We start from the raw sequence: 12,733 nt of genomic DNA, 5'->3' as shown, positions 1-12,733 counted from the left end.
AAAAAGCTCGGTTCACACGATTCTAAAAAACGTGCGAAGCGAGCTTTTTGACGTACGACTATTTGACATCGTAACCGATAAATGCCTCACGGACTCTGTTCCAAAATGGAAACGGCCGGAAGCGGGCGAATTTTACTTTCGTACTTGCCGCTACGCGGCAGCGTATGGAGATGACATCGCTGCGCTGCATGTAGAGATGGTCCAGCGAGAGAAGCATGTTCTGATTAGCCTTAGGATAGATGTCACAGTGGTGGTGTTTGGGCAAAATAATGGGAGACCCGAGAGTTCGGAACACGCGATTATTAATGGATGCGATCTCTGCAACTTGTATGGCCTCCAGGGAAGGATGCACCATCGCTCCGCCCAAGCTTTTGTTGTAGGCGGTACTTCCGGCCGGCGATGAGATGCAGATACCGTCACCCCCGGAACATTTCGAACATTTCATCGTTGATGTGCAGCTGGGCGACCAAGGAAACCTCGATGCCCCTAAGTGTAAACTCATTAAGAGCCAAATGAGTTTCAACGCCGGAAGCTGTCGTAATCTCAATTTCGACAACCGGGTATTGAACCACGCGAAGCTCGTCAGGTCCTGCGATGTTCAGCATGAGCGCAGCAAGGTGGTCCAGCTCCCCAGGCTTCCAATCTGCGAAGAACCCCAAGTGTCCTGTATGTATACCAACAAATGCGATGGTGTCGAGCTGGTGGACATATTGATGGAATGCCTGAAGCATCGTACCGTCGCCGCCAATGGATAGAACAATATCCGGGCTTTCTTCGTCTCTGGGCATACCGTGATGAGAGGCGATAAAATGAAATCGCTCCGCCAATTCCTGTGAAATTTCATCGCCCCGGTCAATCACATTATATTTCAAGTGCCTTCCTCCTAGCAGCTTATTCCAATTCCTAGCATCGCCAATCAGGCGGAATTACATTCATCTTGGGCACCGAACATAACGCCAGTGTTACTTTCATAATAATCAATTAAATGAAATAAGAAAAGCCCCAAACGGGGCTCAGTCTTTTGATAAAGGTACATGGAGAACTCAGTAGTTTTCGGAGAAGCGTAGCGGGTGCCTTTGACAGTTTTGTTATCACCTTAGAAAGCTTTTATTCCAATCGAATAGCAAAATGCCAACAGCACTCGGAGAAAATCTACTGTAGCTCGGAATGTTCCCTACTTTATCAACAAACTCAGCTCCAAACGGGGCTGTCTCTTATCTTTGCAGAGTGGTGGTCACAATCGGAAGCTCATACGAATGGATAAAGTTCGGACTGATAGGTCTTACGCGGACCGAGAAGTGAGGTCCATGAATCAAATGAGCCGGGATCGAAGCTTTAAACCTTTGTATTTGTTCCAAAAAATCGCCCGTAGGCTGCATATTCACGATCATTTGCTCCCAGCTGCCGTCTTTTTCTTCATAGTAGATGATTTCAACCGCAGTGTCAGGCGGCCAAATGGGGCCGTAATAAACGTCAGCGGTGATCTCCTTCTTGGCGGGAGGTCCTTCACTACCTGCCAGCACCTCTGTTGTTTTCTTGGCTGCACGGTCTTCTACGGACAATATTTTCACATGATGCCAATTCTGTTTAATGAATTGCTTATAGTCGGCTACCTTCGTAGCTAGATCATAACCGTTCTTTACGAAGCGAAGGGAGCGGTTTGCCGTCGGCAGGTAGGTGATCGTTGTATAATCTTCTACCATACGATGGGTATTGTAGACCGGAGCAAGGGTTTGTATCGAGTGTTTCATACGGCTGATCCACGAATGCGGAACCTCCCCCTGATGGTAGTAAAGAGGGATAATTTCCTGCTCCAGAACTCGATAAATCGCATCCGTATTCTCTCTTTCCTGTGTATCCCAATCCGCTTCACCCGTGGATCCGATTGCCCAACCGTTTGTTCCGTCATAGCCTTCTTCCCACCAGCCGTCTAGCACGCTGAAATTCAGCACACCGTTCATGGCGGCTTTTTGCCCGCTTGTTCCGCTTGCTTCCAGCGGCCTTCTCGGATTGTTCAGCCAGACATCGACACCTTGCACCAGGTAACGTGCCATGTTCATATCGTAATTTTCCAGCATCACGATTTTCCCAGCGAATTCCTTCATTTGAGATACTCGGTAGATTTCCCGAATTAAATCTTGCCCCGGGTGGTCGGCAGGGTGGGCTTTTCCGGCAAAGATCAGTTGAACCGGGCGTTCCGGATGGTTGAGCAGCTTGTTTAACCGCTCTAAATCGTTGAAAATGAGGTTCGCACGCTTATAAGTAGCAAAACGTCGGGCAAAACCGATCGTTAAAGCCTTAGGATTCAAATATTGATGTACCTCTTGTATCCGCTGTTCCGATTCACCGTTGCGCCGGCGCTGCTCCATGAGATTGAGCCTTGCAAACCCAATCATCTCGCTTTTCAGATGCTGGTGAACATGCCAGATGGATTCATCCGGAATAATAGAAACAGCCTGCCACTGTTGGATATTGGATTGATGGTCGCTCCAAGATTCCGGAAGATACTGATGAAACAGCTTTTTCCATTCCCCGGCCGTCCATGTGTCCATGTGAACACCGTTTGTAATGGAATCAATGGGAACTTCACCTGGCTCGATATTGCCGTGAAATTCTCGGAACATATCGCGCGAAACTTGCCCGTGCAGTTTGCTGACACCGTTGCGAAGTCCGGAGGTATTCATAGCCAGGTGTGTCATGTTGAAAAGGTTTTTGGCCTTATCAAGGCCAAGATTCAGAATATCTTGCTTATGGGCCGGCATCTCAGAAAAGAGCGGACCCAGGTGATGCTCGACCATCCCTAAGGGAAACGCGTCATGTCCGGCCGGTACCGGCGTGTGGGTCGTAAATACTGTAGCTGAGCGTACGGTTTCCACTGCCACATGAAAGGGAAGACCCAGATGCAGCAGCTCTTTCAATCTTTCTAGTGTCAAAAATGCAGCATGGCCTTCATTGATGTGATACACATTCGGATATATGCCAAGAGCCCGTAAGGCCTTGATTCCCCCGATACCCAGAAGAATTTCCTGAGCAATCCGCATGTCTTGATTTCCTCCATACAATTGGGAGGTCAGTTCCCTGTCTTCGTAGCGGTTGGATAGCTGATCAGCGTCAAGCAAGTATACAGTAATCCTGCCAACTTGTGCGCTCCATACCTGCAAATCGATCTTTCTGCCCGGCATATTAACCGAAATCATCAGTTCTTTCCCATCTTTTTTTGCCGGCTGAATCGGGAGCTTTGAAAAATCATATTGGAATAATTCCGCATGCTGATTACCTGCTGAATCTAATTTCTGCGTGAAGTAGCCTTTTTTTATATAAGAGTCCAATACCTGTCAGCGGAACGCCTAAATCGCTAGCTGATTTGCAGTGGTCGCCCGCAAGAATTCCGAGTCCGCCTGAATAAATGGGGAGTGATTCGTGAAATCCGAATTCAGCGGAGAAGTAAGCAATTTTCACAAAGCTTTGCTCAGGATGAGAGCTCTGAAACCATGAAGCTCCGTTCATATATTGATCGAACTCTGAAATGATACGCTTGTAGGCTTCCATAAATGCGGTGTCCTGGCAAAGATCATGTAACCGGGAGGGCTCCAATTCTTGCAGCAGTTGAACCGGATTGTGTCCAGATTGCTCCCATTTGACGGGATCCATGCTCTTAAAAAGCTTAAGGGCCTCCTCATTCCAGCTGAACCATAAATTATAAGATAGATCTGTTAGACGATGTATTGCAGGGGGGAGCGTTCTTGATTCATTCGTTAAAGCAGCTGGCATATCTTGATGTCCTCTTCCTTTGTTTGAATTTTCCTGATTATCCATATTATCTTGATCCACCCACCTTTTCATACATCAGTTTAAGAAAGGAGTATGCGACAAACAGAAGCACGATGACTGCAAATACGGAAAGGAAGAGCCCTCCGCTCAATGGAAACGCTAGCTTCATAAAGCTGGAGAGGGGGAGGCCGCCTGATACTCCGGCAAAAAGACGGCTGACTGCCCGCGGAACTGCTGCATAGGCTCCCAAATAACGAGCACAATAGCAGCGGAGAGCAGGCCATGGATGAATCTGGCTGTTAAGAACGGCCAGTAGCGCAGGTTGGTATGGCTCAGCAGACTAACAATCTGGGCATGCACCGATAATCCGGCCCATGACAAGATAAAAGCTGCGATGGCGACTTTGCTGGAAAGCGCCAGGCTGGCTGCAGCGGTGCCTGCTGCTTTGGCGCCGAGTGTTACTTCGAATAATCCGTTCATGACCGCACGCGATAGCTCATTAGGAAGTCCAAAGGTAGTTAGCAGAGTACGGACCAGGACATACATCGCATTCATGACCTGAGCGGCTGTCAATACTTCCAGGACAACGGAGAAGAACACCACAAGGCCCCCGACGACAAACATTAAACCCAGCGATTGCACAATGGCTTGACTAAGCAACAGCCCGATCGGTCTGCCGTCCTGCAATCTGGCTGCGTGCATAGCGCGGAAGGCTCTGGTCCAGATTGTTCCTTCCGCGGTGGGAGGTGGACTTGGAGGAGGCGCGCTCTTCTTGCCGTGAAAGCGCATCAGGATGCCAATGAGTACGGATCCGCCGTAATGTGCGGCCGCCAGGATGACGGCCAGACTCACATCGTGGAAAAAATCCAACCGACACCGCCCCGATGAGAAAAATCGGGTCCGAGCTCGTTGTAAAGGCGACCAGCCGCTCGCCTTCCTCACGATTTACCAGCTTCTGGTCCCAGAGCTGGGAGGTCAACTTGGCCCCGATCGGGTACCCGGACGCGAAGCCCATGGCCATGACGAATCCGCCGATACCGGGAATTCGAAAAACAGGCCGCATCATCGGATCGAGCAGCGTCCCGAAAAATGTACGATTCCGAAGCCAAGCAGGACTTCGGATATGACGAAGAACGGGAACAGTGCTGGGAAGAGCACGTCCCACCAGATGGCAACCCCGCGCAAAGCGGCATCGAGGCCCTCCTTGGGGAATACGAGCAAGCATATGCAAATCGCAATGATTGTGAATGCGATGAAAAATGCCGCTGTAAGATTCTTTTTTTGCATAGGGACGCATCTCCTTGGGAATCCGCCTTAAGTTTACAGTGAATTATATGAGTCGGGATGGACATACATTCCGCCCGATAAATCTTGGACTTTGGTACTGAAATTTATTAGGGTTTATGGTAAAATAGCACTAAGTCAATTGACGCAGTTCATGCGTAAAGTCTTATATCATAGTCCGCGGGAGTGATCCATATGACAGGTGTTATTGCCGGAATCGTCGTATGTGCTTTTGTGTTTGTTATTAAAGAGACATTAATGACTGCTGCGGATGAGGATTGGGAGAGCTACTAGATCATGACAGAGGACAAAAGAGAAACCATATATGACATCATGGGAGGCGCGAGGACGGTACGCATGCTTGTGGAAGCCTTTTATCCTCGAGTGCAGCAGCACCCGCTGCTCGCGCCATTGTTCCCATCGGATATTCATCCGGTCATGGAGAAGCAGTATTTATTTTTGAGTCAATTTTTCGGAGGGCCTTCGCTCTATTCCGATCAATACGGACATCCGATGATGCAGGCCAGGCACTTGCCTTTTCCTGTAACCAAGGAGCGGGCGGATGCATGGCTGGGCTGTATGTCAGCGGCAATGAATGACATTGGGATGCCTCAGGATCTTAAGGATTTTTTATTAGAACGGCTGCAAGGGCCGGCTTATCATTTTATCAATACATCGGATTCGGACTGAATCGCTTACTTATAAGGATTAACAACGTTTAGAAGGACGGGAGAATTATGGTTGAGCCACTCTATGAAATCAGTGTAACTTGCACTTACTGCAGCAATTCCTTTCAGACTTCCAAGGTGCGCCCAAGCTTCAAGAAGGCGAAGAAGACGGATACTGATTTTTGTGTGCACTATAAAGACTTGAATCCTGACTTTTATGTGGTAAGAATTTGCCCGTTCTGCGGATATGCGCATACCGAGAATTTTTCTGATAAATGGAATCCAGCACAGAAGGAAGCGTTCCACGAACGAGTGGCGAAGAACTGGACCATGCGGAGCTTTAATGGGGAGCGTACTTCGGAAGACGCCATGCTCAGCTATAAGCTCGCCTTGCTAAGCGCGCAGATCAAGGATGAGAAGCCAAGAGTGGTTGCAGGTCTTTTGCACCATATCGCGTGGTTGTACCGCTATCAGGAGGATACCGAGCAGGAGAATAGGTTCCTTGCTTTTGCACTGGATGCATATGTGAATGTGTACGAGTCAGAAGGCTTGGATCTGAATAATGCCAAACTCATGTATTTGATGGGTGAGCTGAATCGAAGATTGAGCAGCTACAATGAAGCGGTCAAATGGTTCTCGCGTATTATTAACGACCGTAAGATTATGGACGCAGGCATGATCCGGGCAAGCCGTGAGCAGTGGATGGCTACTCGTGAAGATATGCTGGCCAGACGCATGGTGCTGCCTGAAGAGATGAAACATGCATAAGATTAAGAATAAGGGCACTTATTGTGCTGCAAGGCCCCAAATAAAAACGCTTATCGACTTGGATGCAATCGAATGCATCCGAAATCAATAAGCGTTTTTTTGTGCTTGCTGCTGCTTGGCGGAATCCATGAGGGTATAGCGGTTTTTTCCTGTTTTCTTGGATAGGTAAAGAGCCTGATCGGCTTCACCTACAATACGCTGCAGATCATCATGGAGGTCCCGTGCTGTGGATATGCCAATCGAGATGGTAATCGGCTTGATAGACAGAGTGCTTGTCTCAGAAAAGTAGTGGGCTACCGTGCGGCAAAGATGGTTCGCATAATGCTCGAGTACCGCAGGGGAAGTCTCTGTGCTTAAGAGAATAAATTCTTCTCCTCCGTATCGGGCTATATAATCCTGTTCTTGAATGGAATTCCGCAAAATGGATGCCATATCCCGCAGCAGCTGATCCCCATCCAGGTGACCGAATTGATCGTTGAACTGTTTGAAGTGGTCGATATCAATCATAAAGATGGAAATGGCCCGCTTAGTAAGCGTTTTCTTAGCGATCGTCATGAAGCTGCGCAGGTTTGGCAGCCGGGTCAAGCCGTCTTGATTGGCTTGTAGCTCTAATTGGCGCTGCAGACGCCAGCTCCTGTTCTCATCATTAACCATCACGACCAAGATGATGAAGGTAACGATGGTTGTCAGCAGCATGAATAACTGATTTAGAGCATAACCCCACGTAAGAATCGGATGATGATAGAACTGGGTAAGAAGCCGAATGAAAAAGACAAGGATACATAATTGCAGACTGTGACGAATAGGGATATCCATGAAAGCGCTTCGATATGAGCGGTTGTAGAACAAGGAAGAAAGCAGCGCAGGGGAAAGTAATTCTTGAACTACCATCATATACGGTTGATCTTCGTGTGCAAGTATGCCATAACAACCGGGCAGCAGAGTGGACAGTACCGCAGCTAATGGTCCGTAGCGCAGTCCCGCCATAAATATGGGCAAGGAACGCAGGTCGACGAGTCCCAGAGGCTCCGGCAGCGGCTCGAGCATCATCATGATGCTCGCTATGCCGGTAAACAGTGGTGCAAGCCATTCTTCGTAGGATTCGATAATCATCCTGCTGCGAATTTTCATGGCGATGTAATTCAGAGTGACTAAGGTGCAAGCGCTAGTTAGAGGGATCAAGTATTCATTCATAAGGGCTATTCGACTCCTTAAGCCCGGAAGCTGCGACTACCTGTTTCGTAACGCCTGGTCCGTCAATAAGTAATCGCGGTCCGTATCAATAACCGTCACTTTATTGTGACAGCAGGGGAATACAAGCAGCTTTTTCTTACCTTCATGGATCGATTCTAGTTCGTGGATTCTGAGCGGCAGCAGCACATTCGGGCTATGACAAAATGGACATTCCGCTACATAAATATCCTTCATGATGATGTCATAAGGCCATGTGTTTGCGAATGGAATCAAGGTCTACTCCGGTTTCTGACCGTTGTCGCTGTCGGAGGGGAGATTCTTGGCAAGCTCCGCAAGCTTTTGAAGTAAAATATGTTGAGGCATATGCATGAGATGCTCGAGAGGGACCTTGAGCTGCTCAGCCAGCTTCTGTGCGGTCTCTGGAGAAATTTGTAACGGTTTCATAGCAATCTTCACCTTTCTCTTCAAACATACCGTTCAATACTTTAATTGATAACACAATTTTTACTTGGAAGCAATGACCCTTCAGGAATTTGGAAATTGACCCGCGAGTATGTTTTAATGAAGATAAGGAAAGGACAGGTGATCTGTTGTGCTGCAAACACCTTTAAATCAAACATGGAATCTGGATACATTCTTCCCGGGAGGCAGCGAATCTGCCGAGTTTTCCGCCTTTTTGCAGGAACTGAAGAGCTCAATATCATCATTTCAAAATCAAGTGCGAGCAGCCGTTTCCCCGCAGCAAGCGTCCGATACGGATGGTCTCGCTGAGCTTGTTAAACTTTTGCAAACGATTCTAAAAAATGTCCATGAGGCGGAGTCATTCGTAGGCTGTTTGCTGGCCGATAATCAGGCAGATAAGAAGGCTGCTGTATTAAGCGGGCAGGTAAAGAGCCTCTATGCCGAATATTTATCCTCCCTGACGTTGTTCGACCAGATCCTTACGGGAATTCCCGATCAAGTTTGGCATGAGCTGCTTCATCAGGAGCCATTTACTTCGATTGCGTTTCCATTGAATGAACGCCGCTTGCTGGCAAAAGAGAAGCTGTCTCCTGAACTGGAAGCGTTAATTAATGATTTGTCCGTAGATGGGTATCACGGCTGGAGCGATTTGTATGACACAACAGTCGGCCAGTTCCGAATGACGGTTGAGGAGAATGGACAGAAGCTGGAACTCTCGGCAGGACAGGCCTTTAACAAGCTGCACACCGAAAATCGCGAAGAACGTCTGCGGTTGTTTGATCAGTGGGAGCAAGCATGGGCGGATAAGGCCGACTATTGCGCTGAAGCACTCAATCACTTAGCTGGATTTCGTTTGCAAGTGTATAAGCATCGTGGCTGGAATTCCATCCATAAAGAACCGCTTGCGATCAACCGCATGCAGGAACAGACGCTAAATGCCATGTGGGATACGATTGACCGCAGCAAGCACATCTTTGTTGATTACTTGAATAGAAAAGCCCAGTTGATGGGTGTTCCCAAGCTGGCATGGGCAGATGTCGATGCTCCGCTCGGCGATTCCGCTAAGACAATCAGCTATGACGAAGGCGCGAAGCTGATCATTGAGCAGTTTGAACGATTCAGTCCTAAGATGGCAGCGTTCTCTGCGCAAGCCTTTGAAAAGAGATGGATCGAGGCGGAAGATCGACCAGGCAAGCGCCCCGGAGGATTCTGTACTTCCTTCCCAGTTGCGGGAGAAACGCGCATTTTCATGACCTACGGGGGGACGGCCAACAACGTCTCCACACTTGCGCACGAGCTTGGACACGGCTACCACCAGCATGTTATGAACGATATGCCGGCACTAGCTCAAGAGTATGCAATGAACGTGGCCGAAACAGCCTCTACCTTTGCAGAAATGATTGTCGCCGACGCGGCGGTAAAAGGCGCGACTTCCGATCAGGAGCGCATTACTCTGCTCGAGGATAAAATTCAGCGTTCGATTGCCTTCTTCATGAACATCCATGCCCGGTTTATTTTTGAGACCAACTTCTATGCGGAGCGCAGTAAAGGACTTGTTAGTGTAGAACGGTTAAATGAGTTGATGCTAAGTGCGCAGAAAGAGGCGTTTCAGGATGCGCTGAGCAGCTATCATCCTCATTTTTGGGCCTCGAAGCTGCATTTCTACGCGACGGATGTGCCTTTTTACAATTTCCCGTACACATTCGGGTACATGTTTAGCGCGGGTATTTATGCAAGAGCCGTTGAAGAAGGTCCTGCTTTTGAAGACAAGTATGTGGAATTGCTCCGGGATACGGGCAGTATGACGGTGGAAGAGTTTGCGCAAAAGCACCTAGGTGTAGACCTGACGCAGCCTGATTTCTGGCAAAAGGCCGTCGATATGGCCATTGCCGATGTAGAACAGTTTATGAAGCTGACTGCGGAGCAAGCGTAGCGGGCGCTTGGAGAAAAGCTACTGAAGCTCGGAGTGGACTACGTTATCAACAAAAAAGAGAGCATGGCATAAAATCTGCCTTGCTCTCTATTTCTCTTACTTTAGATTTTGAAGATTTGTATTGTCTGCTGCAGCTGGGTGACCACGCGAGTCATATCTTCGGCCTGCTTGACGATATCCTGAACCGTAGCAATTTGCTCGTTCATGGAAGCGGAGACTTCTTCCGTTCCAGCAGCTGACTCCTGGGTGATGGCGGATATGTTCTCCATGGACGCTGCAATAATTTGAGAATTGCTTAGCATATTGGCGCTCTCATCAGCAAGGCGGGTGATCTCTTCCGAGATAAAGCCGACGCTGCCGACGATTTCGGCAAACACTTTTTCCGTCTGGTCAATAAGTACGGTTTGCTTTTTCACGACATCTTCGTTGATTTGAATACTGCGAATAGCTTCTTGAATACCTTGTTCGATGCTCTTGACGAAGCCGAACACCTCACGCGTGAGCGAAGTCGACTCCTCGGCGAGCTTTCTGACCTGCTGGGCGACGACAGCGAAGCCTTTGCCGTGTTCACCGGCACGAGCCGCTTCAATGGAGGCGTTCAGAGAGAGCAGGTTGGTCTGTTCTGCGATCTCGGAGATGGATCTTGTTACATTGCCGATACCGGCAGCTTGCTTAGCCAGCATGTCGATCGTTTCGGATACCTGCTTGGTTACCTCGACGTTACGCTTCATTCCCGTGCCTTGGCTGTCAACAGAGTTACGTCCTTTATCAACCAGGGTCATCATTTGATCCGATCGTTGTTTCATTTCGCCGGCAGAATCGGCATAGACCTGGATCTTACTTTCAATATCCTTAGCCGTCATGGATGCACTGGATACCTCTTCAGAGATTTGTCCTGCACCGGAAGCAAGCTCATGAGCCGATATACTTACCTGTTCCAAGACGGTGCGGAAATTTTCATTCTTCATATAAATATCTCTGCTGGAAGTAAATACCTGTTTGGTGATGGTATTCGTTTCTTGCAGGATGTCCCTCAGCTTATCGATCATTTTATTGAAGGATTGTCCGAGCTGTCCGAGCGTGTCGTCTGAAGTGACTTGTACCTTTTGAGAGAAGTCGCCCTTGGAAATGTTGAGTGCGATTCGAGACAGTTCTGCCACCGGCTCCGTTAATTGTTTCTCAAATAAGCGGATAAAGGGGTAGCTGCCAACGGCCATCAGAACCAGGAATATGATTCCAAGTAAGCGGTTCCAATCAGGTACAATTGTAAGAACTAGGAGAGAGATAACATTTAGACCGATTATTGTATAACAACCGATCTGCAGTTTCTTTCTAAAGGACAGTGATGATAATGATTTCATTCTACCGACTCCTCTGTCAAATATATACATGTATGCAGGATCTAGGTGTTATGCTTGAAATTATATCATTGTATCGGCAAACATTCTACAATAATCCGACATAAATGAGCAAAATTTTACAGAGAAGTTGGCTCTTTGAGAGGGAGTGTCCTATAATAGAGGTACTAAGAAGCAAAGACGGAGGATGCCCATAGTGCTTAATAACTGTAAGCGTTGCGGGAAGCTATATCTGCATAACCATGGAGCTTATTGTGAAGATTGTCGCAAGGAAGAGGCCGAGCTGTACCGGACTGTCCGTGAATATATTGCCAAAAACCCGCGCAGTACGCTGTTAGACGTGCACACGCATACCCAAATTCCTATTCCCAAGCTGCTTCAGATGCAGAAGGATTCTTTTTTACAATTTAAAAATCCCTGATAGACCTAGATCACATATATAGTGATTTAGGTCTATTTGCTTACCAGTTGATGAATTTTGATAAAAAATTCGAAATTTTGTAAACAAATTGTTGAAATTTGTGAATTCACTGAGTATAATGGGTCTATAGGCATGGAAATACAAATTATTCCAAAAAATGATAACAAAAGGAGAGAAGTAATGAACTTGGAACTTATGCCATTAGCTAGACAGATGGATGTGGCTTTTAAAGAGATGAAAGAGGAATTCATGCAATTGACTTCAGGAACCGTGCTGTTTCAGATTCGAAATAATGTGATTGGGAAGTTCGGAATTAAGCATCTGCCACTGGAGAGTAAAGGGGGACAATTAGTAGTTAGCGGCAAGGGACTGGGGGAGGTACATTACCAAACATTTCGGCAGATGGCGATCGACTCGCTGAAGTACAAGAGGAACTGGACACACGGTGAGATTGCGATGGATTTTGCGATTCGGCAGGACTTGTTATCGGTAAGTATTCAGTTCGAGAGCAATTATAATATGTCAAATCTTAAGAGCGGGAAAGCCTTGTAAATCAAGGCTTTTTCTTTTTTTTGGTTATTTCGGTACATAGAAAAAGAAGAGGCTGCCCTCTTCTTATCTTCCGCGTCTCTTATCTCTGCTAGGTGGACCAAAGCCCCCATTGACGTCCTGCATATCATTGTCGGATAGTTCTTGATTAAGATCCTCTAATTCAACCTCTTGTTTTTCGACTTGCAGTTCTTGTTCAGCTGGCTTTTGATTTTCTTCATTCATATAATCACCTCAAATTCAATATTATTGAAGATATTTTAGCATAGAGAGTATCCTGTGAAATCACCCGAATGGGTTATAGAAAATACGAGCAGGTGTTAGA

12 protein-coding genes and 2 pseudogenes are annotated in these 12,733 nt (G+C 47.4%); 5 read left to right on the top strand and 9 right to left on the bottom strand.

From position 1 onward, the window contains the following. Positions 1 to 58: 58 nt before the first annotated feature. From L0M14_RS21875 to ylbJ, 4 genes and pseudogenes are all read right to left on the bottom strand, one after another. Positions 59 to 872 (bottom strand): annotated as a pseudogene (locus tag L0M14_RS21875) (NAD kinase). A 342-nt stretch (positions 873 to 1,214) separates the two neighbouring features. Then, on the bottom strand, positions 1,215 to 3,329 hold the full coding sequence (glgP, locus tag L0M14_RS21870) for an alpha-glucan family phosphorylase (RefSeq protein ID WP_235118676.1): 2,115 nt from the start codon (positions 3,327 to 3,329) through the stop codon (positions 1,215 to 1,217). Continuing rightward, positions 3,274 to 3,771, bottom strand: coding sequence for a DUF3417 domain-containing protein (locus L0M14_RS21865; protein ID WP_235118675.1), 498 nt, complete (start codon positions 3,769 to 3,771; stop codon positions 3,274 to 3,276). The genes glgP and L0M14_RS21865 overlap by 56 nt, the downstream gene beginning before the upstream one ends. Before the next feature lie 46 nt (positions 3,772 to 3,817). After that, a pseudogene (gene ylbJ / locus L0M14_RS21860) lies at positions 3,818 to 5,058 on the bottom strand (sporulation integral membrane protein YlbJ). A gap of 294 nt (positions 5,059 to 5,352) precedes the next feature. On the opposite strand from ylbJ, the gene L0M14_RS21855 reads away from it, so the two are divergent. Next, a complete protein-coding gene (locus L0M14_RS21855) occupies positions 5,353 to 5,745 on the top strand; it encodes a globin domain-containing protein (protein ID WP_235118674.1) in 393 nt (130 codons plus the stop codon). Between the two features lie 47 nt (positions 5,746 to 5,792). Beyond that, positions 5,793 to 6,491 carry a DUF2225 domain-containing protein gene (locus L0M14_RS21850; RefSeq protein WP_235118673.1) on the top strand — a complete coding sequence of 233 codons (699 nt, stop codon included), beginning with the start codon at positions 5,793 to 5,795 and terminating at the stop codon, positions 6,489 to 6,491. 84 nt (positions 6,492 to 6,575) lie between these two features. Here the strand turns inward: L0M14_RS21850 and L0M14_RS21845 are convergent, their stop codons facing one another. From L0M14_RS21845 to L0M14_RS21835, 3 genes are read right to left on the bottom strand one after another with little or no spacing between them, the layout of a single operon-like run. After that, the gene (locus L0M14_RS21845) at positions 6,576 to 7,685 is read right to left on the bottom strand and encodes a GGDEF domain-containing protein (RefSeq protein ID WP_235118672.1); all 1,110 of its coding nucleotides are present in this window, start codon (positions 7,683 to 7,685) and stop codon (positions 6,576 to 6,578) included. A 36-nt stretch (positions 7,686 to 7,721) separates the two neighbouring features. Further along, complete coding sequence (locus L0M14_RS21840) at positions 7,722 to 7,958, bottom strand: hypothetical protein (protein ID WP_235118671.1); 237 nt, start codon at positions 7,956 to 7,958, stop codon at positions 7,722 to 7,724. Between the two features lie 3 nt (positions 7,959 to 7,961). Further along, a complete protein-coding gene (locus L0M14_RS21835) occupies positions 7,962 to 8,129 on the bottom strand; it encodes a YycC family protein (protein WP_235118670.1) in 168 nt (55 codons plus the stop codon). Between the two features lie 151 nt (positions 8,130 to 8,280). On the opposite strand from L0M14_RS21835, the gene L0M14_RS21830 reads away from it, so the two are divergent. After that, the gene (locus L0M14_RS21830) at positions 8,281 to 10,080 is read left to right on the top strand and encodes a M3 family oligoendopeptidase (RefSeq protein ID WP_235122996.1); all 1,800 of its coding nucleotides are present in this window, start codon (positions 8,281 to 8,283) and stop codon (positions 10,078 to 10,080) included. 101 nt (positions 10,081 to 10,181) lie between these two features. On the opposite strand, the gene L0M14_RS21825 is transcribed toward L0M14_RS21830, so the two are convergent. Next, complete coding sequence (locus L0M14_RS21825; protein ID WP_235118669.1) at positions 10,182 to 11,441, bottom strand: methyl-accepting chemotaxis protein; 1,260 nt, start codon at positions 11,439 to 11,441, stop codon at positions 10,182 to 10,184. A gap of 193 nt (positions 11,442 to 11,634) precedes the next feature. On the opposite strand from L0M14_RS21825, the gene L0M14_RS21820 reads away from it, so the two are divergent. Further along, positions 11,635 to 11,859, top strand: a complete 225-nt coding sequence (locus L0M14_RS21820; RefSeq protein WP_235118668.1) for a hypothetical protein — start codon at positions 11,635 to 11,637, stop codon at positions 11,857 to 11,859. A 180-nt stretch (positions 11,860 to 12,039) separates the two neighbouring features. Then, positions 12,040 to 12,411: an O-methyltransferase gene (locus L0M14_RS21815; protein ID WP_235118667.1), complete on the top strand. Its 372-nt coding sequence runs from the start codon at positions 12,040 to 12,042 to the stop codon at positions 12,409 to 12,411. A 63-nt stretch (positions 12,412 to 12,474) separates the two neighbouring features. Here L0M14_RS21815 and L0M14_RS21810 read toward each other — a convergent pair whose 3' ends face one another. Beyond that, positions 12,475 to 12,633 (bottom strand): hypothetical protein, encoded by a 159-nt coding sequence (locus L0M14_RS21810; RefSeq protein WP_235118666.1) that lies wholly within the window; start codon positions 12,631 to 12,633, stop codon positions 12,475 to 12,477. Positions 12,634 to 12,733 lie beyond the last annotated feature (100 nt).

Source organism: Paenibacillus hexagrammi (genome assembly GCF_021513275.1).
GTDB classification, from domain to species: Bacteria; Bacillota; Bacilli; order Paenibacillales; family NBRC-103111; genus Paenibacillus_E; species Paenibacillus_E hexagrammi.
The sequence above is the reverse complement of the archived record's forward strand: the minus strand, read 5'-3'. Positions and strand labels throughout refer to the sequence as shown.

Coding starts and splice junctions, on each gene's coding strand:
- L0M14_RS21865 (WP_235118675.1), bottom strand. CDS start 3,771: ATGCCAGCTGCTTTAACGAATGAATCAAGAACGCTCCCCCCTGCAATA.
- L0M14_RS21855 (WP_235118674.1), top strand. CDS start 5,353: ATGACAGAGGACAAAAGAGAAACCATATATGACATCATGGGAGGCGCG.
- L0M14_RS21850 (WP_235118673.1), top strand. CDS start 5,793: ATGGTTGAGCCACTCTATGAAATCAGTGTAACTTGCACTTACTGCAGC.
- L0M14_RS21845 (WP_235118672.1), bottom strand. CDS start 7,685: ATGAATGAATACTTGATCCCTCTAACTAGCGCTTGCACCTTAGTCACT.
- L0M14_RS21835 (WP_235118670.1), bottom strand. CDS start 8,129: ATGAAACCGTTACAAATTTCTCCAGAGACCGCACAGAAGCTGGCTGAG.
- L0M14_RS21825 (WP_235118669.1), bottom strand. CDS start 11,441: ATGAAATCATTATCATCACTGTCCTTTAGAAAGAAACTGCAGATCGGT.
- L0M14_RS21815 (WP_235118667.1), top strand. CDS start 12,040: ATGAACTTGGAACTTATGCCATTAGCTAGACAGATGGATGTGGCTTTT.
- L0M14_RS21810 (WP_235118666.1), bottom strand. CDS start 12,633: ATGAATGAAGAAAATCAAAAGCCAGCTGAACAAGAACTGCAAGTCGAA.